This window comes from Micromonospora sp. CA-269861 (assembly GCF_050948505.1).
GTDB lineage: Bacteria > Actinomycetota > Actinomycetes > Mycobacteriales > Micromonosporaceae > Micromonospora.
Map to the genome: position 1 here is coordinate 526,152 of NZ_CP192014.1, position 21,250 is coordinate 547,401.

22 protein-coding genes are annotated in these 21,250 nt (G+C 71.9%); 10 read left to right on the plus strand and 12 right to left on the minus strand.

What is annotated here, in order from left to right; genetic code table 11:
- Positions 1-11 precede the first annotated feature (11 nt).
- The 6 genes from ACQP0U_RS02490 to ACQP0U_RS02515 all read left to right on the plus strand — a co-directional run bounded on the left by ACQP0U_RS02490 (position 12) and on the right by ACQP0U_RS02515 (position 8,519).
- Complete coding sequence (locus ACQP0U_RS02490) at positions 12-2,222, plus strand: bifunctional glycosyltransferase/CDP-glycerol:glycerophosphate glycerophosphotransferase (RefSeq protein WP_433315380.1); 2,211 nt, start codon at positions 12-14, stop codon at positions 2,220-2,222.
- 124 nt (positions 2,223-2,346) lie between these two features.
- Positions 2,347-3,645, plus strand: coding sequence for an ABC transporter ATP-binding protein (locus tag ACQP0U_RS02495; protein ID WP_433315382.1), 1,299 nt, complete (start codon positions 2,347-2,349; stop codon positions 3,643-3,645).
- Positions 3,646-3,739: 94 nt separating this feature from the next.
- Positions 3,740-4,759, plus strand: coding sequence for a hypothetical protein (locus tag ACQP0U_RS02500; RefSeq protein ID WP_433315384.1), 1,020 nt, complete (start codon positions 3,740-3,742; stop codon positions 4,757-4,759).
- Positions 4,760-4,822: 63 nt separating this feature from the next.
- Entirely contained in the window at positions 4,823-5,287 is a 465-nt protein-coding gene (locus ACQP0U_RS02505) for a DUF4442 domain-containing protein (RefSeq protein ID WP_433315386.1), read from the plus strand.
- A gap of 59 nt (positions 5,288-5,346) precedes the next feature.
- The gene (locus tag ACQP0U_RS02510) at positions 5,347-6,150 is read left to right on the plus strand and encodes an HAD family hydrolase (RefSeq protein WP_433315388.1); all 804 of its coding nucleotides are present in this window, start codon (positions 5,347-5,349) and stop codon (positions 6,148-6,150) included.
- The gene (locus ACQP0U_RS02515; RefSeq protein WP_433315390.1) at positions 6,147-8,519 is read left to right on the plus strand and encodes a glycoside hydrolase family 65 protein; all 2,373 of its coding nucleotides are present in this window, start codon (positions 6,147-6,149) and stop codon (positions 8,517-8,519) included. The genes ACQP0U_RS02510 and ACQP0U_RS02515 overlap by 4 nt, the downstream gene beginning before the upstream one ends.
- A 99-nt stretch (positions 8,520-8,618) precedes the next feature.
- Here ACQP0U_RS02515 and ACQP0U_RS02520 read toward each other — a convergent pair whose 3' ends face one another.
- On the minus strand, positions 8,619-8,813 hold the full coding sequence (locus ACQP0U_RS02520) for a hypothetical protein (RefSeq protein ID WP_433315392.1): 195 nt from the start codon (positions 8,811-8,813) through the stop codon (positions 8,619-8,621).
- Positions 8,814-9,003: 190 nt separating this feature from the next.
- Between ACQP0U_RS02520 and ACQP0U_RS02525 the strand changes: the two genes are divergently transcribed.
- Positions 9,004-9,657 (plus strand): dienelactone hydrolase family protein, encoded by a 654-nt coding sequence (locus tag ACQP0U_RS02525; RefSeq protein WP_433315394.1) that lies wholly within the window; start codon positions 9,004-9,006, stop codon positions 9,655-9,657.
- Here the strand turns inward: ACQP0U_RS02525 and ACQP0U_RS02530 are convergent, their stop codons facing one another.
- Positions 9,658-10,758 carry an AI-2E family transporter gene (locus ACQP0U_RS02530; RefSeq protein WP_433315396.1) on the minus strand — a complete coding sequence of 367 codons (1,101 nt, stop codon included), beginning with the start codon at positions 10,756-10,758 and terminating at the stop codon, positions 9,658-9,660.
- 201 nt (positions 10,759-10,959) lie between these two features.
- Between ACQP0U_RS02530 and ACQP0U_RS02535 the strand changes: the two genes are divergently transcribed.
- Positions 10,960-11,142 (plus strand): antitoxin, encoded by a 183-nt coding sequence (locus ACQP0U_RS02535; protein WP_433315398.1) that lies wholly within the window; start codon positions 10,960-10,962, stop codon positions 11,140-11,142.
- Between the two features lie 57 nt (positions 11,143-11,199).
- Here the strand turns inward: ACQP0U_RS02535 and ACQP0U_RS02540 are convergent, their stop codons facing one another.
- Positions 11,200-11,805: a hemerythrin domain-containing protein gene (locus ACQP0U_RS02540; protein WP_433315400.1), complete on the minus strand. Its 606-nt coding sequence runs from the start codon at positions 11,803-11,805 to the stop codon at positions 11,200-11,202.
- Positions 11,806-11,974: 169 nt separating this feature from the next.
- Between ACQP0U_RS02540 and ACQP0U_RS02545 the strand changes: the two genes are divergently transcribed.
- Positions 11,975-13,291 (plus strand): FUSC family protein, encoded by a 1,317-nt coding sequence (locus ACQP0U_RS02545; protein ID WP_433315401.1) that lies wholly within the window; start codon positions 11,975-11,977, stop codon positions 13,289-13,291.
- Between the two features lie 10 nt (positions 13,292-13,301).
- On the opposite strand, the gene ACQP0U_RS02550 is transcribed toward ACQP0U_RS02545, so the two are convergent.
- The 9 genes from ACQP0U_RS02550 to eccB form a co-directional block, all read right to left on the minus strand.
- Positions 13,302-13,946, minus strand: coding sequence for a C39 family peptidase (locus ACQP0U_RS02550; RefSeq protein WP_433315402.1), 645 nt, complete (start codon positions 13,944-13,946; stop codon positions 13,302-13,304).
- A 224-nt stretch (positions 13,947-14,170) separates the two neighbouring features.
- Positions 14,171-14,578, minus strand: a complete 408-nt coding sequence (locus tag ACQP0U_RS02555; protein ID WP_433315404.1) for a pyridoxamine 5'-phosphate oxidase family protein — start codon at positions 14,576-14,578, stop codon at positions 14,171-14,173.
- A 31-nt stretch (positions 14,579-14,609) separates the two neighbouring features.
- Positions 14,610-14,951 (minus strand): hypothetical protein, encoded by a 342-nt coding sequence (locus ACQP0U_RS02560; protein ID WP_433315406.1) that lies wholly within the window; start codon positions 14,949-14,951, stop codon positions 14,610-14,612.
- Positions 14,952-14,984: 33 nt separating this feature from the next.
- The gene (locus tag ACQP0U_RS02565) at positions 14,985-15,803 is read right to left on the minus strand and encodes a hypothetical protein (protein ID WP_433315408.1); all 819 of its coding nucleotides are present in this window, start codon (positions 15,801-15,803) and stop codon (positions 14,985-14,987) included.
- 153 nt (positions 15,804-15,956) lie between these two features.
- Positions 15,957-16,316: a hypothetical protein gene (locus ACQP0U_RS02570; protein WP_433315409.1), complete on the minus strand. Its 360-nt coding sequence runs from the start codon at positions 16,314-16,316 to the stop codon at positions 15,957-15,959.
- A gap of 205 nt (positions 16,317-16,521) precedes the next feature.
- Positions 16,522-16,650, minus strand: a complete 129-nt coding sequence (locus ACQP0U_RS02575; RefSeq protein WP_433315411.1) for a hypothetical protein — start codon at positions 16,648-16,650, stop codon at positions 16,522-16,524.
- 181 nt (positions 16,651-16,831) lie between these two features.
- Positions 16,832-17,815, minus strand: coding sequence for a WXG100 family type VII secretion target (locus tag ACQP0U_RS02580; protein ID WP_433315412.1), 984 nt, complete (start codon positions 17,813-17,815; stop codon positions 16,832-16,834).
- Entirely contained in the window at positions 17,808-18,218 is a 411-nt protein-coding gene (locus ACQP0U_RS02585) for a hypothetical protein (protein WP_433315414.1), read from the minus strand. Before ACQP0U_RS02585 ends, ACQP0U_RS02580 begins: the two co-directional genes overlap by 8 nt.
- A 46-nt stretch (positions 18,219-18,264) precedes the next feature.
- The gene (gene eccB, locus ACQP0U_RS02590) at positions 18,265-19,887 is read right to left on the minus strand and encodes a type VII secretion protein EccB (protein ID WP_433315416.1); all 1,623 of its coding nucleotides are present in this window, start codon (positions 19,885-19,887) and stop codon (positions 18,265-18,267) included.
- 161 nt (positions 19,888-20,048) lie between these two features.
- Between eccB and ACQP0U_RS02595 the strand changes: the two genes are divergently transcribed.
- Entirely contained in the window at positions 20,049-21,230 is a 1,182-nt protein-coding gene (locus ACQP0U_RS02595) for a type VII secretion protein EccE (RefSeq protein ID WP_433315418.1), read from the plus strand.
- Positions 21,231-21,250 lie beyond the last annotated feature (20 nt).

The following is a 21,250-nucleotide window of genomic DNA, read 5'->3' on the forward strand; positions in this document are numbered from 1 at the left end:
GGGACGGCCGGATGACCCTGATCAGCTTCGTGGTGCCGGCCTTCCGGGTGCAGGGATACCTGCGGGAATGCCTGGACTCCATCCTCGGTCAGCCGGAGACCGACATCGAGGTGATCGCCGTCGACGACTGCTCGCCGGACGCCAGCGGCGACATCATCGACGAGTACGCGGTCCGCGACCAGCGGGTCCGCTCGGTTCGGTTGCAGGAGAACGTCGGCCTCGGTCCGGCCCGGAACATCGGGCTGGACCGGGCCGTCGGTGAGTACGTGTGGTTCCTCGACGGCGACGACTGGCTGGCTCCGGAGTGCCTGACCGAGGTGGCCGAGCGGTTGCGGGTCACCCGCCCGGACGTCCTGCTCGTGGACCACGTCCGCACCCACTGGAACGACACCGCCACCCGCAGCGCCCTGGCCGAGGTGTTTCCGGAGTCGCCGGGCCCGGGCACCTTCCGGTTGCGGGAGCGGCCGCAGGCGATGCACCTGCTGCACACCGCGTGGAACCGGCTGGTCCGTCGGGAGTTCCTCGTCGACCTGGGGCTGCGCTTCGCGCCCGGCTGGTACGAGGACGTCTCGTTCAGCTATCCGGTGCTGATGGCCGCGCAGCGGATCGGCGTACTCGATCGGGTCTGCGTCAACTACCGGCAACGCCGCGCCGGCGCGATCACAAAGACCCGGGGTGACCGGCACTTCGAGGTCTTCCCGCAGTGGCACCGGGTCTTCCACCTGATGGATTCGTGGGGGTCGGCGACGGAGGCCCTGCGGCCGGTGGTCTTCGAACGGATGATCTGGCACTACCTGACCGTGCTGGGCAACGGTCAGCGGATCGCCCCGGAGCTGCGGGAGGCGTTCTTCGCGCAGATCACCGCCGACTACGAGCGCTGGCTGCCGCCCGGCGGCTATCCGGTGCCGGACGGGGTCGAGGGGGTCAAGCACAAGCTCGTCGCGTCCGGTCGGTGGCGCACCTTCAGCGCGTTGCGGGCCGCCAGCCGGGCGCGCGACGCCGCCCGCCGGCAGGCCCGCACCGCTCGGCGCAGGGTCGGCCCGGTCGCCCGACGCGGCGCCCGGCTGACCCGCGACGGGCTCATGCGCGAGTACTACCGGGCCGAGTTGCGGCGGCCGGTCGACCCGACGCTGGCGGTGTACGCCGCGTACTGGTACCGGGGATACTCCTGCAACCCGGCGGCCATCTACGAGGTGGCCCGCCGGTTGGCGCCGGGGGTGCGCGGGGTGTGGGTCGTACGCCGGGACCGGGTGGACGCCGTGCCGGCCGGGGTGGAGTACGTGGTGGCCGGCACGCCCGCGTACTACCGGGTGCTCGCCCGCGCCCGGTGGCTGGTCAACAACGTCAACTTCCCGGACTTCGTCCGCAAGCGACCGGAGCAGGTGCACGTGCAGACCCACCACGGCACGCCGGTCAAGGTGATGGGGCTGGATCAGCAGCGCTACCCGATCGGCGCGGGCCGGATGGACTTCGCCGGGCTGCTGCGCCGGGTGGACCGCTGGGACTACAGCGTCAGCGCCAACAGCTTCTCCACCCAGATGTGGGACCGGGCGTACCCGGCCACGTACACGACCCTGGAGGTGGGGTACCCGCGCAACGACCGGCTGGTCACGGCCGGTCCGGACGAGGTACGCCGGCTCCGCGCGGAGTTCGGCCTCGACCCCGACGAGCGTGTGGTCCTGTACGCCCCGACGCACCGCGAGCACCTGCCCGGTTACCGGCCGCCGTTCGACCCGGACCGGTTCGTCCAGGCGCTTGGTGACTCGGGCCGGTTGCTGATGCGCAGCCACTACTTCCACGACCGGGACCGACGGCCCGGCCAGCCGACAGACTGGGAGCGGGTTCGCGACGTCAGCGGCCATCAGCGGGTGGAGGATCTCTACCTGGTGGCGGACGTGCTGGTCACCGACTACTCGTCGGCCATGTTCGACTATGCGGTGCTGGACCGGCCGATCGTGCTCTACACCCCGGACTGGGAGGCGTACCGGCTGGCCCGGGGGGTCTACTTCGACGTCACTGCCGAGCCGCCGGGCGCTGTTGCCTCCACCTTCGCCGACCTGCTCGACCTGTTCCGCACCGACGCGGTGCGCTCGGACGCGGCGGCCAAGGCTCGCGAGCATTTCCGGGCCCGGTTCTGCACGATGGACGACGGTCGGGCGGCGGAGCGGGTGGTGCGCCAGGTGTTCCTCGGGGAGCCGGGCGAGCGGTCCACACGCTGCTGATCGGGTCTTCTGTCGTGTAATAGCAGCGTCATCGATCGAACATGAGACGTTTACCCGATGTCACAAACCCATGATCCTGGTCACAGTCTTGTGGGGTTCGGCCGACGCGCTGAGGGGGAAGACGGTGAGCACCGTCACGCTCAAGGATGTGACCAAGGTTTTCCGGGACGGCACGCTCGCCGTCGACAGCATCAACCTCGATGTGAACGACGGCGAGTTCATGGTGCTGCTTGGGCCGTCCGGGTGCGGCAAGTCGACAGTGCTGCGAATGATCGCCGGCTTGGAGGATCCGACCACCGGCGCGGTCATGCTCGACGGGGAGTTGGCGAACGATCTGCCCCCACGCGACCGCAAGATCGCCATGGTCTTCCAGGACTTCGCCCTCTACCCGCACATGACAGTCGGCGACAACATCGCGTTTCCGCTGCGGCTGGCCGGGATCGAGCCCGAGCCGAGGGGCGAGCGGGTCAGTGACGTGGCGAGCGCGCTGGGCATCGGTGACGTGCTGGCCCGCAAGCCGGGTCAACTCTCCGGCGGGCAGCGGCAGCGGGTGGCGATGGGCCGGGCGATCGTCCGCCGGCCCGGCCTGTTCCTGATGGACGAGCCGTTGTCGAACCTGGACAGCGGCCTCCGTGCCGAGCTGCGCGCGGAGATCTCGGGCCTGACCCGGGAGCTGGGCGTCACCACCGTCTACGTCACGCACGACCAGGCCGAGGCGCTCACCATGGCCGACCGGGTGGCCATCATGCGCCGCGGCGTGCTGCAGGACGTGGGCACACCGACCCAGGTGTACGGCCGGCCGGCGACGCTCTACGTGGCGGCGTTCCTGGGCAGCCCACGGATGAACCTGCTGGAGGCGTCGGTCTACGTCCACCTCGACCGGTACGTCACGCTCAACCTCGGTGACCAGTCGCTCTACCTGCCCTGGAACGACATCCGCAGTCGGGCGGTGGCGCACTACCACGGTGAGCGGATCGTGGTCGGCATGCGGGCCGAGGCGCTCACCCCGGTCGCACCGGACAGCCCCGGCGACGTGCTGCGCGGGCGGATCCGCTACCTGGAGCATCACGGACACGAGTCGTTGGCGTTCCTCGACATCGGCGCGACCGCGATCGTGGTCGACGAGATGGGCGCGCCGCTCGAAACGCCGCCGGTCGGCCAGCGCGGCCTGCGCCGGTTCGGTTCGGTGATGCAGCGGCTCACCGGCAAGCCGGTGGAGACGCAGGACGCGCCGGTCAGCGGCGTCCAGACCAGCGTGCTCCCCGATCCGGGCCGGCACCACCGACGCCCGGCGGAGCTGGCGGTGCGGCTGGCGCCGTACCCGGCGGTCAGCGCCGGTCACCCGCTCGCCGTCTCGGTACGGATGGACGCGCTGCACTTCTTCGATGAGCGGGGCGACCGGATCGACGTGGGTTGGCGCTGACGACGTGCCGGAGCGGGGTGGCGGGCTCACCACCCGGTGTCCTACCGTCTGCCCACCCAGTCCACTGTGAAAGACCACCGAGAGGGGTGCACCCGTGTCGGGTGACCGTCCCAGCCCGCTCGTCATCGAGCGCATCCTGCGGGATCGCCAGGGCATCTGGCAGCAGATCGTGGCCGAGCGTGACCTCAATGCTCTGACCGGGCGGATGCTGGCCAGCTCCGCCATCGCGTTGGCCTGCTACGGGGCGGTGCTGGGCTTCTTCCACAGCCCGCTGATGGCGGTGACCTCGGCGCTGAAGCTGCCACTGCTGTTCCTGGTCACGCTGGCCATCTGCCTGCCCACGCTCTACCTGTTCAATCTGGTCTTCGGCGCCCGCCTCTCGGTGCGGCAGTCGTTGGCGCTGGTCATGGTGGCGATCACGGTCACCTCGATGCTCGCGGTGGCGTTCGCGCCGATCAGCCTCTTCTTCCTCATTACCGCGAACGACTACGGGTTCTTCAAGCTGCTCAACGTGGCGATCCTGACCCTGTCGGCGCTCGTCGGGTTGCGCTTCCTGACCAGCGGGATGCAGGTGCTCAACGACCACGGCCTGCTCGCGCCGGAGGCCGCCAACGCGAAGGTCGACGAGGTCAGCGCACCGGCGCCGGTCCAGGCCGTGCCGGCCGCGGTGCCCGCCGGGGCGACCCCGGCCGCCGCGCCGGCCGCCGGTCAGGGTGCCGAGCCGGTCGCCGCCCCGGCCGGGGCCGCGGTGGCCGAGTCGACGTCGAACGGTGCCGTGACCACCGCGCCAGCCCCGGCCCAGGTCCCGGCTCAGGTTCCGACGCAGTGGCCCGGGCAGCCGGCCGGTGCCTCGTTCCCGCCGGGCATGCTGCCGCCCGGCTACGTGGCGCAGCGCCCGTGGAACAACCCGCCCGTCCGACGCGGGGAGCCGACGCAGCGGCCGGCCAGCATGACCCTGCTCTACATCTGGATCCTGCTCTTCGGTTTCGTCGGCACCCAACTGGCCTGGACGCTGCGGCCGTTCTTCGGCGACCCGGGCCAGGACTTCGCCTTCTTCCGCAGCATCGACGGCAACTTCTACGCGGAGATCCTCCGCACCATCGCCAACCTCTGAGCGTGCCCGCCTCGGCAGAAGTCGCTGGTTGCCGGCCTGGTTACCGGTTAGTAACGTCAGGCCATGACTATCGACTCCCGCCAGGTGGCGGCCGGCATGCTCGAAGCGGTGCCGTTCGCTCGAACGCTCGGTATTGAGTTCGTCGAGGTGGCACCCGAGGCAGAGGGTGGCGTGCGGGCAGTCGTCCGGTTGCCCGACTCGCCGGCCACCCACAATCACATTGGCGGGCCGCACGCCGGCGCCATGTTCACCCTCGGCGAGACGGCGTCCGGCGCGGTCGTGCTGGCGGCCTTCGGGCAGCTGCTCGACCGGGCCGTGCCGTTGGCCGTCCGGGCCGAGATCGCCTACCGGAAACTCGCCATGGGTCCGGTGCTGGCCACCGCGCGACTCGGCCGGCCGCCGGTCGAGGTGATCGAGGAGTTGAAGGCCGGTCGACGCCCGGAATTCCCCGTCGCGGTGGAGATCGCCACCGAGGACGGCAGGCCGACCTCGGAAATGACGGTGATCTGGACGTTGCGACCGAACTGAACCGCCTCGGGGCGGCGGAAACGGGTTTGCGGGCCCAGCAGGGTGGATAGATTCGTACCGTGCTGGGCCTACCTGCTCACGTGACCGCCTGTCTCTTCGATCTGGACGGTGTGCTGACGCAGACCGCCAGCGTGCACAACGCCGCCTGGACACAGACGTTCGACGAGTTCCTCCGCCAGCGCGCCACGGTTACCGGCGAACCGTTCCAACCGTTCGATCCGGGCCCGGACTACAACCACTATGTCGACGGCCGGCCCCGGGCGGACGGCGTGCGGTCGTTCCTCGCCTCCCGTGGGATCGTGCTGCCCGAGGGCAGCCCGGACGACCCGCCGGAGGCCGAGACGGTCAACGGCCTCGGCAACCGCAAGAACGTCCTGCTGCTGCACCGTCTGCGTACCGCAGGCGTGGAGGTCTACCCCGGTTCGGTGCGGTACCTGGAGGCGGCTACCGCCGCCGGGCTCCGCCGAGCCGTGGTCACCGCGAGCGCGAACGGCGGCGAGGTGGTCGCCGCCGCCGGTTTCGAGCCGCTGCTGGAGGCCCGGGTGGACGGGCTGGTCGCCCGTGCTGACGGGTTGCGCGGCAAACCGCACCCCGACACCTTCCTGGCCGGGGCCAAACTGCTCGGCGTCGACCCGACGCAGGCCGCAGTCTTCGAGGACGCGCTCTCCGGGGTGGCTGCTGGCCGCGCCGGTGGCTTCGGCTACGTGGTCGGCGTCGACCGGGTCGGGCAGGCCGACGAGTTGCTCGCCCACGGCGCCGACATCGTGGTCACGGACCTCGCCGACCTGATCGACGCCGCCGACCCGCAAGCGCCGACCCGCACCGCGACCGACCCGCTCGCCGCCGAAAGAGGCTCCCCATGATTCGCGAGCGCGCCTATCCGGTCGAGCCGTGGCACGTCCGGGAGACCCGGCTGGACATGGACGTGCTGGCCCAGTCCGAGTCGGTCTTCGCGCTCTCCAACGGGCACGTCGGCCTGCGGGGCAACCTCGACGAGGGTGAGCCGCACGGCCTGCCCGGCACCTACCTCAACTCGTTCTATGAGCTGCGTCCACTGCCGTACGCGGAGGCGGGCTACGGCTTCCCCGAGTCCGGGCAGACCATCGTCAACGTCACGAACGGCAAGCTGATCCGGCTGCTGGTCGACGACGAACCGCTCGACGTGCGGTACGGAGAGCTGCTCGCCCACGAGCGGATCCTCGACCTGCGGGCCGGCACGCTGCACCGGGAACTGCACTGGCGTTCGCCGGCCGGCCGGGAGGTCAAGGTCCGCAGCACCCGCCTCGTCTCGTTCACCCAGCGGTCCGTGGCCGCCATCAGCTACGAGGTGGAGGCTGTCGACCGCCCACTGCGGCTCATCGTGCAGTCCGAGTTGGTGGCCAACGAGTCGCTGCCCGCGCAGAGCAAGGACCCCCGGGTCGCGGCGGTGCTGGAGTCGCCGCTTCAGGCCGAGGAGGAGCTGACCACCCCCGACGGCGGGCAGCTCATCCACCGCACCAAGGTCTCCGGTCTGCGGGTCGCCGCCGCCATGGAGCACGAGGTGCACGGCCCGGACCACACCACGATCGAGTCCGAGGGGTACCAGGACTGGGTGCGCACCACCATCGCCTGCGTGCTCAAGCCCGGCGAGAAGCTGCGGGTGATCAAGTATCTGACGTACAGCTGGTCGAGCCGCCGGTCCCTGCCGGCGCTGCGCGACCAGGTCGGCGCGGCACTGGCCGGCGCCCGACTCGACGGGTGGGACGGGCTCCACCGGGAGCAGCGCAACTACCTCGACGCGTTCTGGGACGCCTCCGACGTGCTGGTCGAGGGCGACCCGGAGGTGCAGCAGGCGGTCCGGTTCGGTCTCTTCCACGTGTTGCAGGCCGGCGCGCGGGCCGAGCAGCGGCCGATCTCGGCGAAGGGGCTGACCGGCCCCGGCTACGACGGTCACGCCTTCTGGGACACCGAGATGTTCGTCCTGCCGGTGCTCACGTACACCCAGCCGAGCGCGGTGCGCAGCGCGTTGCAGTGGCGGCACAGCACGCTGGATTCGGCCAGGGAACGTGCCGAGACGCTCAACCTCCGGGGCGCCGCCTTCCCCTGGCGGACCATCGAAGGTCCGGAATCCTCCGGATACTGGCCGGCCGGCACCGCTGCCTTCCACATCGCCGCCGACATCGCCGACGCCCTGCGTCGCTATGTGATGGTCACCGGGGACACCCAGCTGGAACGGGAGATCGGGCTGGAACTGCTTGTGGAGACCGCCCGGCTGTGGCGCTCGATCGGCCACCACGACCGGCACGGACAGTTCCACATCGATGGTGTCACCGGCCCGGACGAGTACACAGCGGTGAAGAACGACAACGTCTACACCAACCTGATGGCGCAGCGGAACCTGCTCGCCGCCGCCGACGTGGTCATGCGCTACCGGGACGAGGCGTTCCACCTCGGGGTCACCGACGAGGAGGCCGCGAGCTGGCGGGACGCCGCCACCTCCATGCACGTCCCGTACGACGACGAACTCGACGTTCACCAGCAGGTGGAGGGCTTCACCCGGCTCCAGGAATGGGACTTCACGCACACCCCGGCGGAGAAGTACCCGTTGCTGCTGCACTACCCGTACTTCGAGCTGTACCGCAAGCAGGTGGTGAAGCAGGCCGACCTGGTCCTCGCCATGCACTGGCGGGGGGACGCCTTCACCCCCGAGGAGAAGGTGCGCAACTTCCTCTACTACGAGCGCCGCACCGTGCGCGACTCGTCGTTGTCGGCCTGCACCCAGTCCGTGCTGGCCGCCGAGGTGGGCCACCCGGAACTCGCGCACACCTACCTGCGTGAGGCCGCTCTCATGGACCTGCACGACCTCAACGAGAACACCCGCGACGGCGTACACATGGCGTCGTTGGCCGGCGCGTGGCTCGCCCTGGTCAGCGGCTTCGGCGGTCTGCGGGACCACGACGGCGAGCTGTCCTTCGCGCCCCGGCTCTCCAGCCGGCTCAGCCGGTTGGAGTTCTCGCTGCAGTGGCGGGGGCTGGCGCTGCGGGTCGATGTCCGGCCGCACCAGACGACGTACTCGTTGCGCCACGGTGGCCCGGACGACGTGGTGGAGCTGCGCCACCACGACCAGATGCTGCGGGTGACCTGCGACGAGCCGGTGACGGTGCCGGTGCCGCAGGCCGAGCCGTCCGGCCCACCGCCCGAGCAGCCACCCGGCCGGTCTCCGCTGCTGCGGTTGCCCGAACGCGACACGTGACGGGCGGGGCGGGAGTGTTCCCGCCCCGCCCGCCCACGCCGGTGGTCAGACCGGCTCGCCGGTCTGGGTAGGTCAGACCGGCTCGCCGATCCGGGTGGTTCAGACCGGCTCGCCGGTCGACGGGCGTCCGATCGCGTCGCGGGGCGCCGCTGCCTTCGGATCGTCGGGCAGCCGGGCCGAGGCGGCCTGGTCCCCGAAATCCTGGTCCCCGAGGTCCTGGTTGCGCTCGGCATCCTGTTCACGCTGGGTCCGCTCGGTCAGCTGCTGCTGCCGGGAGATCTGCTGCTTGGCCATGGCGATCCTCGCGATCCGTCGGGGCGCGGTTGCGCCGACACGGTCTGCGGTCGTTCGTCGCGTACCCGACGCCTGATCGGGCAAACGCGGCCCGGCGGCGCCCCGACTGCCCGGGAGACGCGGCGCTCGACGTGCGTGCCGCGCGGCGGGCGGGGTACCCGGACCACCGGCGAGCACGCGGAGGTGGGGCATGGACGAGAAGCGCGGCACTGTGACGATTCCGATCGGGGACGTCCAGCTCCCCGCCGACCTGACGCTGCCCGCCCAGTCGGTTGGCGTGGTGCTGTTCGCGCACGGCAGCGGCAGTTCCCGGCACAGCCCGCGCAACGTGGCGGTGGCCCGGACGCTCAACGACAGTGGGCTCGGCACGGTGCTGGCGGACCTGCTCAGCCCGGCCGAGGACGAGGTGGACGCACGAACCGCCGAACTGCGCTTCGACATCGGGCTGCTGGCCAGCCGGCTGGCCGGGATCGTCGACTGGCTGGCCGCCGAGCGTCCTGCCGGTGACGTGCCGATCGGCCTGTTCGGTGCCAGCACGGGGGCTGCCGCTGCCCTGGTCGCGGCGTCGTCCCGGGCCGATCGGGTGGGTGCCGTGGTCAGTCGAGGTGGTCGGCCGGACCTGGCCGAGGACGCGCTGGCGCAGGTGCGTACACCGACGTTGTTGCTGGTGGGTGGGCTGGACGAAGAGGTGATCACGCTCAACGAGCGGGCGCTGGCCGAGCTGGGGGAGGTCGGCCAACTGCGGGTGATTCCCGGTGCGACCCATCTCTTCGAGGAGCCCGGCACCCTGGAGCAGGTCGCCGACCAGGCCGGCACCTGGTTCACCACGCACCTCAGCCGGTGATCAGTCCGCCGGCAGGAGGGCCGAGGCCGAACGGCGCTGTTGGACGGTGTCGATGACGCGCCAGAGGACGGCGGTGATCGGGACGCTGACGAAGGCGCCGGCGATGCCTGCGATCAGTGTGCCCGCGGTGACCGCCACCAGGATCACCGCCGGATGCAGTCGGACCTGCCGCTTCATGACCAGCGGCTCCAGCAGGTTGCCCTCGATCTGCTGTACGGCGATCACCGCCGCGAGGGTGAGCAGCGCTGTGGTGGGACCGTTCGCGGCCAGCGCCACAAGCACCGCCACCGCGCCGGCCACCGTCGCCCCGATGATCGGCACGAAGCCGCCCAGGAACGTGATCAACGCCAGTGGCAGGGCGAGTGGCACCCGCAGCACCACGAGAGCCAGCCCGATGCCCAGCGCGTCGATCGCGGCGATGAACATGGTGCCCCGGCTGTACGCGCCCAACGTCCGCCAACCGTTCCGGCCGGCCTCGGCCAGCACGGGCTGATTCGGGCCGGAAACCCGGGACAGCACCCAGTGCCACATCGACCGGCCATCCTTGAGCAGGAAGAAGAGCAGCACCAGTGCCAGCAGCGCGGAGCCGAACACCTCAGTGGCGGTCCGGGCACCGGCGACCGGGTCCGGCGAGCTGCCACTGAGCCCCTCCCGGGCCTGGTCGACCAGCCGGTCCAGCTGTGCATCGGTCACCGGCAGCGTGGACGTGACGAAGTCCCGGCTGCGTTCGACCCCCTGCGTCAGCTCCTGGCTGAGCTGGTCGAACTGGCTGGCGGTCAGGTTCCATACCAGGGCGCCGACGCCGACCAGGATGCCGAGCAGCAGCAGTACGGTGCAGAGCGCGGCCAGTGCCGCCGGCAGGCGCAGCCGGCGCAGCAGGAGCAGGACCGGGTCGAGCAGCGCGGTGAGGAAGATGGTGGCGGCCAGCGCGATGGCCAGCGGCGCCAACAGGACGGCGATCCGGCCCAGCAGGTAGAGCCCTGCGGCGATCACCACCAGGCAGGCGCTCCACAACACCGCGGTTCGGACCAGCCAGGGCAGCGCCGCCCAGGTCTGGCGCGGTCCGGGGCTGCCTGTCGGTCCGGGTTCCTCTGCGGCCATGTCGGTCCTCCTCGATCTCGACGAGGTCGGTACCCGGTCGGTCGTGCCGCGACACCCGAATCGCTGGCCGTCGCCCGCGCGGATCGTACGCCGGCCGGAGCGACGCGGGTGGGTGTTCGCGAATCGCATCCAGCACGGCGGCGTTTGCTCTGTGGGGCTGGGGGAACGCGAAGAGGACGGACCGGACTGGGGAGGAACGTCGTGGGTGACTTCATGGACAAGGCCAAGAACGTCGCGGACAAGCATGACAAGCAGATCGACAAGGGTGCGGAGAAGGCTGGCGACATGGCTGACAAGCGCACCGGCGGCAAGTACGGCGATCAGATCGACAAGGGTGTGGACCAGGCCCAGGCGCGCACTGGTGAGGGCGACCAGGTTCGCTGAGACGTCACGCTTCTCCCGGGCCGCCGAGCCGTCGGCGACCCGGGAGTGGTGCGCGGGTCAGCGCTGTTGCTTGTCGCGTAGCTCGTCCATTGAGGTGGGCCGGCCGCTCAATGCGTCGCGCAGCCGGTCGACCAGACCGATGCCGGGGGCGAGCAGCTTGTTCGCCGACGGGTGCTCCGGGCTCCCCGGATGTGGCCGGGTCGGCCCGATCTTCTTGATCGCCGTCACCCGGGCGGCAACCTCGACCAGCTCCTCCCGGGCCGTCGCCGCGCGCAGCCGGGGAAAGAGTTCCTTCTCCTGCTCCGCCACGTGGTGCCGGACGATGCTGGTCAGCCGGGCGAGCAGCTCGTCGAAGCGGGGGTCGGACGGGTCGGCGGACTCCAACTCCTTCATGGTCCGCGTGGCGTCGGCGTGCTCAGCGATCTCGCGGTCGGCGATCTCGTCGCCGTCGGGCAGTGCCTTGCGGGCGACCGGATAGACGTACGCCTCCTCGGCCACGGAGTGGCGGACGAGTTCGGCGATCACCACGTCGGCGAGGTGCCGGCGGTGCTCGGGGGTGCCCTGCCGGGTCGCCAGCCCGACGAGGACTGCCTCGATCTCGCGGTGATCGGAGACCAGGATGTCGACGGCATCGTGGTCGTCGGTGGTCGGTGGAATTGTCATGTCACGGCCCCTTACCGGTTGCGGATCGGTGGGAGGTGTGTGGCTCTGGTACCCCCACGGGGCTGCACAAACCTACAGGTGACGATGTGTTTGATGGTGCCTGTGGTGCCTGGTGGCGGTGGTGCCGAGCCGGCGCGATTGCCCTGCCGCCGCTGGGGTAACCGCCGCCATGGCCGACGACCGCCCACCCGCCGACCGCGATCGGTCGCGGCTCGACGCGACCGCCGAGCGGGCGATCCGGAAGGTGCGGCACCGGGGCGGAGAGGCCGGCCGGATCCGGGCCCGGCAGTGGGAGGTCACCCTGGTGATCTCCATCCAGGCCGGCCTGGCTGCGGCGATCGCCGCCCTGCTCGCCAAGAACCTGCTCGGCCCCGGAGCGCACGTCTTCGCTCCCGCCGCCGCCGTCGGAACGATCGCCACCGCCATCGGGCAGCGGGCCCGGCGCACCTTCGAGCTGCTGGGCGGCGTGGCCCTGGGCATCATCATCGGCGACACACTGCGGTTCGTGCTCGGCTCGGGCCCGTGGCAGACCGGTGCGGTGGTCGCGCTGGCCATCGCGGCCGCGTTGCTGGTGGCCGGAAGAGGTGGTGCGCTTGTCGGTCAGGCCGGCGGTACCGCCGTGCTGATCGCCACGCTGGCCCCGATGGAACGTGGCCTGGAGTTGCCCAGGATCTTCGACGCGCTCGTCGGCGGGGCGGTCGGCCTGGTGGTGGTGGCGCTGTTGTTGCCGATCAACCCGCTGCGGGTGCTGGACCGGGCCGCAGCGCCGATCTTCGAGATCCTCTGCGAGCAACTCGCCGAACTGGCACAGGCGTTGCGGGAGCGCGACGGCACCCGGACCATGGGCGTCCTGGAGCGGCTCCGGGCCACCGAGGGCGACCTGGGCCGCCTGCACGATGCGCTGAGTGGCGCGGATGAGGTCGTGACAATCGCTCCCGTGCGCTGGCACCGCCGGCAGCAGTACCACCGCTACGCCCGCAGCGCGGATCACCTGGAGCGGTTGCTGCTGGACAGCCGTGCCATAGCCCGCTGGTCGACGACCGCCCTGCAGTACGACGAGCCGATCCCGCCGGAGTTGCCGGACGCGATGGGCCGATTGGGCCAGGCGGTGGCGGCGATGCGTACGGAGTGCAAGGTCGGTGAGGACCCTCAGCGCACCCGCCGGTTGGTCCAGCAGTGCGCCGAGTTGGCCGGGCGGGCCTCCGCGAGCGGGGTCAGCTCGTTCGGCGAATCCCTCGTCACCGGACTGCGGACGGCGGCCAGCGACCTGCTCCGGGCGGCCGGTTGTGAACCCGAGGAGGCCAACCGGATCGTGCGCCGGGCGGCCGGTGCCGGCGAGGCGGAGATCCAGCCGCCGGTACGGCGACAACTGCACCGGGCCCGACCAACGCGGGCCGCCCGAGCCCGTCGACGCGCGCACCTCGCCGCCCGGACCCGTAACGACGGTCGGGCCGGCCTCCCCGCACGGGAGAGGCCGGCCCGGTGAACTGTCAGGATCAGGAGGAGTAGCCGCGCTCGGCGATCCAGTTGGCGACCTTCGGCAGGCTCATCCAGTACTCGCCCAGCGCCGGGTCGGCCGGGTCGGCGACGCGGATCGTGTCACCACCGTCGCGGTAGCCGACGAGGGTCAGGTAGTGGCCGCCCTCGTACGAGTGTGGGTTGCCGTCGGTGTCCACGGTCGTGCCCTTGATGTTGGCCACCACCGGTCGGCCGGCGTCGACCGCCGCCAGCACGTCGCGGCGCAACTGCTCGACCTGGTCGGGGCGGGCCACCGAGTCACGGATCTCGGTGGTCCGGTACTTGCCACCGGTCAGTTCGTTGAGCACCCGGGTGGTGTCCAGGGCCGACGGGGTACCCGCCTCGGTGGTGCCGAGCAGGCGGGCCACCTCGTCCTGGGAGAGCGCCTTGCCCTGGGCGGACAACGCGATCCGGGTCGCGGCCGGGCCGCAGTAGTAGAAGTTCGGCTGGGCCTGGTAGTCGACACCGAGGATCCGCTCGGCGTTCCGGTCGGTCTGGTTCGACGAGGCCGGGGCGGCAGGCGCCGGGGCGGCCTGCGCGGCCACCGCCGGGCCGAGGGCGCAACCGCCGGCGACAAGCAGGCCGACGACGGACAGACCGCTCTTCTGGACGATCGGGTTCATGGTCGAGTCTCCGTTCGGGGGTTGGCGCCTCCGACAGGCGGAGGGCGGCAGCACCGGGAATGGCGCTCGGCGCAACACGGGGGCCGACCATCGGTGGTCTCGGCCCGGGGCGTACCGAGGGCGTAACCGCTCTGCTCCGCCAAGAATTCCGCCGGCAGCGGGCACCGGTGACGCGCGGCATCCCGGTGTCGGCCGAACCGGTCATCGGGGACGCGCGGGTCAGATCAGAGGCTCCCGAGCAGCCTGGTCACGGTGATCTCGATGACCACGCGCTCCGGATTCGGGCGTGGTGTCCGGTACCGCTCGGCGTACCGCCGCTCCGCCTCGGCGACGGCGGCCGGATCCGACCGCAGCACCGCCCGACCCTCGATGGTCAACCAGCGGCGGCCATCCACGTGGCACACGGCCACCGCCGCGCCGGCCGCGCCGGCCGCCGCGACCTGACGGGCCTTGCGGGAGGCGCCTGACGTGATGACCCGGGCCAGCCCGGCCGCCGGGTCGAGAGTCACCCCGACCGGTACGACGTGCGGGGTGCCGTCCGCCCGCAGGGTGGTCAACGTCGCGAGGTGCCGTTCTGCGCAGAAGGTGACAACACGCTCATCGTGCACGTCCAACCGATGATCGCCCGCCATGCCCGTCCCCTGTCCGCCGAACCGACTCCGATCATGGCACGCGGCGGCGCACCCGGTCCCGTTCCGGCGGGGTGTCCGGCTGGCCGGGCAACTGGCGACCCGCCGCCCGACGTTGGTGCACCAGCCGGGTCAGGTAGATCAGCGCGGCGGTCAGGACTCCCATGTCATCCAGGTAGATCGGGTCCGGCAGAACGTCGACCGGGAAGATCGTGTAGATCAGCGCCCCGTAGAAGGCGACCTTGCCACCCGCGCCGAGCCCGGTCAGCAGCCGCCGCGTACGCACCACCCGCACCGCCAGCACCACGGCACCGACGAGTGTGGCGAGTGCCAGGATGCTGGCGACCACCACGAGGACCCACGCCTGTCGGGACATGCCGTCACGCTAACCCACAGGACCGCGTGCGGCTCAGAACGCGGGCACAGTCGCACGGCCGCGAGCGGTCACCTTGTTCTCCCGGGTCTGCTCGACGTTCTCCCGGGTCTGCGCGCCCAGCGGTCGGCCAACCTCGCTCAGCGGCAGCACCGACGCCGACTCGGCGACCCGTCGTCCCGTCGCGGCGTGCGCCTCCTCGCGCAGACTGCGAGCCGCGGCCACCGCCAACTCCGCGGCCCGCCAGGCGGCCTGCTCCCGCTCGCCGGCTGCGGCGTGCCTGGCCGCCAGGTTGTCCCGGATCGCCCGCTGGAGCACCAGTTCCTGCTCGACCGGGTGCAGTCGTGGGTCCCAGCCGTCGCGGTGCGCGAAGACGTCGCTGAGCTGCTCCACCGACAGCTCCCGCCGCCAGTACGCATCAAGCGCCGCCCGGTGCAGATAGCGCTCGCGGTCCGCGTACTCGGCGGGGGTCCGTGCGGTGTGCGGCAGCGGCATCGCGGCCGCCGCGTCGAGCCGCCGCACGCCAGCCTCGGCCGCCTCGTACGCCAGCCAGGCCGCTTCGACCGCCTCCTGCGCGGCCACCCACTCCGCCCGGCGGCGCCGCACGGTGGTGGTCGCCCGCTCGGCGGCCACCGCGACCTCCTGCGCGTAGCGGCTCTGCTCCCGCTCCTCCTGGGCCTGCTCAAGTTGGCTCGGCATGGCCGCGCGGCGGATCCGGGCGCCCGGATCGAAGCGCAGACGGCCGGGCCGCAGCAGGAGGGCGGAGACAGCGACGGCGACCACCCCGAGCAGGCTCAGCCAGATGACGGCGGCCCGGGAGAGGTCTGGCAGGACGGCGGAGAGGACGGTTTGCATGATCAGCACCTCGCGGTCGAAGGCGGGTATCGACGGGCGGCAGGAGGGCGCGGCGGCACCGGTCGGCCCGGTGGCGGGGTCGTCCCGTCGACGGCGACTCAGATGCCGTGCGGGATCAGCCGGGACCGGGCCCCGGGGACAGCCGGGCCTGGCTCAGCGGGCGGGCGGGCCGCGTCGCGCAGGAGTGCCACGGCCGGGATCGATGGTCCGCGCGTGCACCGGGCCCGCCGTGACCGGACCGATCGCCGTGGCGGTGTCGACCGTGTCGGCAGGCGGGGCGAGGGCGGGCTGCACGGCCCGCTCGATGGCCGGGCCGGCGTCGGGGCGGACACTCGCCACCCGGCTGCTCACGGCACTGGGCCGCAGAGAAGTGGGGGCCGGCGGTGCGGTCGCGGCGAGAGCGGCACCGAGGCCGACCGCGAGCACCAGCGCGGTGATCGCCAGGCGGGTCAGTTCGCGCAGTGACCGCAGCACAGCCCACCGGGCTGGGCGGGCAGACGCTGCGGACGACACCCGACCAACCTATCGCCCGTCCTGGCGAGCCGCAGCACGGCGACGGGCCACGCTGGCGTGACCGCCACCACCATGCGCACTGTGGACGCCGCCGATCGGAGCCCGAAAACGGTGGTGCCCCCGGCCGGAGAAGCTCCGATCGGGGGCACCGCACATCGTCCGGGTAACACCGCCGGTGCTGTGGACCTGCCGGCGGGGACCGTTGTCAGTCGCCGGTGCCGAGCACCGACGGCCCAGCCTTCTCGTCGCCCTGCCACACCATCTCGTCCTCGGTCAACCAGGTCAGCCGCTCGTCGGAGTCGTCGTCCTGCGCTCGACCCTGCCCGCCGAGCACACCGGGACGGCCGCCGCCGGACCCCGGCCGGGCGTTGCCACCGGTGACTGCCGCACGGCCGCCGCTCCCGCCGCGCTGGCCGTCGATGCTGCGCCCGACCCCGCTGGCGGCGCGGTTCTCTGCCGGCGCCGCAGCACCACCGGTCGGTCGCGCCGAGGTGGGGGTGCGCTGCCCGAGCCCGCTAGCGCGCCGCTGCGCAACACCCCGCCGGCCGGTGCCCCGCCCTGCGCTGCGTAGAGCAGGCCGGGGCCGGTGCTTCCCCGGAGGGCACGCCAGCCGGCCCGGACAGGCCGACCAGCCCGGCGGCACCCCCGCCGAGCAGTGCGCCGCCGACGAGTGGGTCCGCTCCGGCGAGGGAGGTGCCACGGTCAGCGGGGTCGCTGCCAGCGCCGATCGGGCCGGTGACGACAGCCGCGCTGCCGCCGGTGCCCGAGCCGACCTCGTCGGAGGTCGAACCGTCGCCCGGCAGTTGGTTGACGCGGTCGGGCGTCGAGATGGTCGCGTCACCCGTGCGCCCGGTGTCGGTGCCGGTGTTGGGGCCGCCGGTCACCTTGGCGATGGCCGAGACACTCTGCGGCGTCGTCGGATCCTTCCTGGCGGTGCTGGGAGTATCCGGATCGGGCGGGGGCGGGTCGACCACCCGGTCGTAGGCGGACATGTCGTAACTGCTGGCCAGATCGGCCACCAGGTTCACCATCCGCTGGTGGGCCTTCTCCTGCTCTGCCTTGTCCTGCTGGTGGCCCGCGATGCCGCCGGTGATCAGACCGGTCAGACCGAAGGTGGCGCCACCCTTGATCGCACCGGCGATCAACTTGTCGTTGTCGTCGGTCTCCTCCGGGCTCTCGGCCTGCTTGTGGGCGGCGCGCAAATGGTCGGCCATCATGGTCAACCCCTGCTTGATGTCGGCCATCCCTTCGCCCAACGCGTCGCTGTGGGCGACGATCAGGCTGAGTCGCCGATGGAACTCCCGACCTGCCGAACCCGTCCAGGTGTTGGAGAGTTTGTCGAGGTCGCCGCTCAGCTCCCGGCCGAGGCCGTCGAGGATGCCCTTGAGCTCGGCCCACTGGGTGGCCACGCCCTCGATCTGCTCCGGCTTGCCCGCCATCAGGCCGTCGTACAGCTGCTGGTGGCTCTGGCCCTGGTAGCGCTGGGTGTATTCAGACACGCCCGTCCTCCTTCGCCTGCAACGCCCGGTCGACCGGGGTCAGCGCGGCGGTGACGTCGTCGGCGTTGGCCGCGTTACGCGCCTCGGCGGTGCGGTAGTTGCTCAGGATCGTGCTCGTCGCCTGCTGTGCCGCCAGCACCGCCTGGCGGATCCGTTCGGCCTGGTCGACGTAGGACTGGTGGACCTCGCTGTAGCGACGCGCATTGTCGGTGGCATCGAGGAACGAGCCCAGCGCCGGAGGACGGCACTGCATGTCGGTGTTGAGCTTGCGCAGCACCGACTCGGCCTGGCTCAACCGCGACGCCAGGTGCTCGTGGAAGTCCTCAAGGGACAACAGGTCGACTTCCGTACGCCCGGCCATGGCAACATCCCCGTCGTTCTGGTTGACAACCGTCAGCGACATCCAGGTTAGTCCACCAGTGCGACTCGGGGCGACCCGTCGAAGCTGCTCAGCCGTCGGCGTCGGTCGATTCCGTGGACCCCCCGCCGCCGGCCCCTCCGCTGGAGGTGGCGCCACTGGCCGGACTCGACGGTGTCGAGCCCGACGGTGGGGCGGCTGACGACGACCCCGACGATCGCGCGACGGACGGCGAGCCCGAGGGTGGAGCCGCCGATGGTGAGCCTGACCTCGGCGCGGCCGAGGGCTGCGCAGACGGTGCCGGTCCGTCCGGAGCGAAGACGGCGAACGCGTCCTCGCGGTCCAGAGTCGGCCCGGTCGGGATCAGCGCGAGCAGGGAGCCGGGCACCGCCAGCGGGGTGACACCGCCGTAGCCGAGCACCTCCAGTGTCGCCGCGGAACCGAGCGGATACCGGATGCCCTGCGGGCTGATCAGGTAGATCGTCGAGCCGGCGGCGCCGGACCCGCTGGTCCCGGCGCCGGGCGAGGCCTGCGCGATGACACCCTTGCCGCCGGGCAGCAGCACCGCCTCGGCGGTGCGTACGGCGTCGCGCTGGGTCTGGCGCACCGGCACGAGGCCCGGATCGCTGTCGGTCAACTCGGCCGGCACCCGGTCGAAGATCTCCAGGGTGGTGGTCGGTGGGCCGCCCGCGCTGCCCTTCCGGTACGTCGCGCAGAGGGTGGTCTGACCGGGCTGGGCCGGGTAGAGGGCGGGCATCGTCGAGGGCAGTCCCTCCGCCTCGATCCGTCGCTCCTCGAACGCCTCGCTGGCCTGATTCGGGGTGATGTCGGTGATCCGACCGCCGTTGCTGACGAGCAGCAAGGCGGTGATCTCACTGATCGACACGAGGGCGTCCCGGGTCAGCACGTAGTGCCGCCCGGCGGCCTTGAACACCGAACCGACGTCGTACGACTGCCCCGCCACCCTGCGGCTGCTGGGCTCGCCCTCACCGGTCAGTGACGGCCTGCGCAGCGGCGGCCCGGCCGGCACGGCGTTGAGCAGCTGCTGCCCGATCTGGAGCCGCTCGGTGCCGGCCATCCGCAGCGCCGTGATCGTGCGGGACGGGTCGAGCAGTTGGAGCCGGGTGTTGTTGGTGATCAGGTACCGCTGGTCGTCCACCGAGACCAGCACCCCGCGATCGCCCAGCGGCGTGCCGCCGGGCAGCTCCCGGTCGATCACCAGCCGGGTGCTGGACCGCTGCCGGTCGACCGGGTCCGGAACGTCGCAGACCGACCAGGGCAGCCCGGTCAGCGACTTGCGGTCCGGCAGGGCGTCCGGGGCCCCGACGATGCCGACGGTGACACCACGGGGCCGGTCCCGCAGCGACGCCTGGGACATCGTGCGCACCTCGGCACTCGCATCGTTCACAATGAGGCGCGCCGAGGTGTAGTTGAGCGTCGGGTGCAGCTTCCCCTCGATGAACACGTACGTCGCGCCGGTCTCCCGTTCGATGACCAGGGTCTGGTCGTTGAGCGGCGCCGAGCCGCCGGTCAACTGACCGTAGGCACCCACACCACCGAGCACGATGGCCGCGGTGAGGACACTGCCGAAGACGGCCATGCCGAGCCGGCGCATCGGCAGGTTGGTGGTCTCCGGATCGCCCGACAGCAAGGCAGAGACGATGCGGCGGGTGACGAAGCGGTACGCCTGCACCTGATCGCGGCGGGTCCGCATGACTAACCTCCGGCGGGGTGGATCCGCGACGATCAGGTCGAGGTGTCGTCGCGGGCTTCCCTACGATAAGGGGCCGACGATGGTTCCTTGGGACCACCGCTGTTGGCCGGCACCGGACCGACCCGGCGCAGAGCCGTACCGTGCAGGAGGGACAGTCAGCGATGACGCAGGTTCAGGCGCCACCCGCCCGAGCGGTCACAGACCCTGTCGACGTTCCGACCAGGCCGGCGCCGCCGGCCGAGCGGCCCGGTCGTGGACGGGTCGGTCCCGTGCTGGTCGGGCAGCTTGTCGTACTGGAGATGTGCCTGGTCGGCGTCTGGGCCGCCACGGCCGGACCCAGCTGGGTGCTCGCCGCGGTGGGCGCGGCGGCGCTGCTTGTCGTCCTGGCGGCCTTCGCCCGCCGAGGTGGTCGTTGGTGGTTCGAGGACCTGCTGCTGCGCCGGCGGCTGCGGCGACGCGGTGAGCGTGCCTCGGCCGCGCTGGCCAGCGCGGCCGACCCGCGTTTGGCCGCGCTCGTCCCCGAGCTGAGCGTCATCGAGCTGACCGACCGAGGCACCCGGCTCGGCATCGGGCGTGACGACCAGGGCTGGTTCGCGGCCGTCGCCCTGCAGTCCGCCACCGGCGCGGCGGTCGGCTCCGTCGACGCCTCCGCGGTGGACCGTGCGCTACGGGTGCTCGCGGACTTCAGCGCCCCGGTCTCCCGGGCCCAGGTCGTCGCGCACACGCTGGTCTGGTACCCGGCACCCGGTGCTCCGCCGGCCGCACACCGGACGGTCTGGGTGGCGGTGCGGCTCACCGTCCGGGACGCCCGGGTCGAGGCGGTGAGCCGGGGCGGTGGGCTGACCGGCGTGCACCGGACGGTGGCCACCGGGATCGGCCGGCTCGGCAAGGCGCTGACCTCGGCGGGCCTGGCCCATCGCCCGTTGGGCCGTGAGGAACTGCGCGCGGCGATCGTCTCGGCCGCCGGCCTGGACCTGGTGCCCGAGGCGCCGACGGAGAGCTGGCAGGGGTTGCGCGGCGGCGGCTGGACGCACCGCTGCATGGCTCTGCGGGGCCGCTCCGACGCGCCGCTCGGCCCGCTCGTGGACGCGATCACCGCGACCTCGGCCCCGTCGCACACGGTGGCCGTGACCGTCTCGGCGGACGGTCGGGTGGCGGCACCGCTGCTGCGGGTCGCGGCGATGGACAACCACGTCGAGGCCCTGGTGAAGGTGGTCCGCGACGTCGCCGATCGGGTGGGCGCGTCCACCCGGCCGATGGACGGTCAGCATGCTCCGGGCGTCTACGCCACCGCTCCGGTCGCGCCGGCGCTGGGCATCTCCACAGGTCTGCAGTCGCGCTGACCGGTGCGGCGGCGACGCGG

Bases quoted from the DNA above. Each gene is read 5' to 3' on its own strand.
- ACQP0U_RS02490 (WP_433315380.1), top strand. From the start codon at position 12: ATGACCCTGATCAGCTTCGTGGTGCCGGCCTTCCGGGTGCAGGGATAC.
- ACQP0U_RS02505 (WP_433315386.1), top strand. From the start codon at position 4,823: ATGACTATCGACTCCCGCCAGGTGGCGGCCGGCATGCTCGAAGCGGTG.
- ACQP0U_RS02515 (WP_433315390.1), top strand. From the start codon at position 6,147: ATGATTCGCGAGCGCGCCTATCCGGTCGAGCCGTGGCACGTCCGGGAG.
- ACQP0U_RS02520 (WP_433315392.1), bottom strand. From the start codon at position 8,813: ATGGCCAAGCAGCAGATCTCCCGGCAGCAGCAGCTGACCGAGCGGACC.
- ACQP0U_RS02525 (WP_433315394.1), top strand. From the start codon at position 9,004: ATGGACGAGAAGCGCGGCACTGTGACGATTCCGATCGGGGACGTCCAG.
- ACQP0U_RS02530 (WP_433315396.1), bottom strand. From the start codon at position 10,758: ATGGCCGCAGAGGAACCCGGACCGACAGGCAGCCCCGGACCGCGCCAG.
- ACQP0U_RS02540 (WP_433315400.1), bottom strand. From the start codon at position 11,805: ATGACAATTCCACCGACCACCGACGACCACGATGCCGTCGACATCCTG.
- ACQP0U_RS02545 (WP_433315401.1), top strand. From the start codon at position 11,975: ATGGCCGACGACCGCCCACCCGCCGACCGCGATCGGTCGCGGCTCGAC.
- ACQP0U_RS02550 (WP_433315402.1), bottom strand. From the start codon at position 13,946: ATGAACCCGATCGTCCAGAAGAGCGGTCTGTCCGTCGTCGGCCTGCTT.
- ACQP0U_RS02555 (WP_433315404.1), bottom strand. From the start codon at position 14,578: ATGGCGGGCGATCATCGGTTGGACGTGCACGATGAGCGTGTTGTCACC.
- ACQP0U_RS02560 (WP_433315406.1), bottom strand. From the start codon at position 14,951: ATGTCCCGACAGGCGTGGGTCCTCGTGGTGGTCGCCAGCATCCTGGCA.
- ACQP0U_RS02565 (WP_433315408.1), bottom strand. From the start codon at position 15,803: ATGCAAACCGTCCTCTCCGCCGTCCTGCCAGACCTCTCCCGGGCCGCC.
- ACQP0U_RS02585 (WP_433315414.1), bottom strand. From the start codon at position 18,218: ATGTCGCTGACGGTTGTCAACCAGAACGACGGGGATGTTGCCATGGCC.
- eccB (WP_433315416.1), bottom strand. From the start codon at position 19,887: ATGCGGACCCGCCGCGATCAGGTGCAGGCGTACCGCTTCGTCACCCGC.
- ACQP0U_RS02595 (WP_433315418.1), top strand. From the start codon at position 20,049: ATGACGCAGGTTCAGGCGCCACCCGCCCGAGCGGTCACAGACCCTGTC.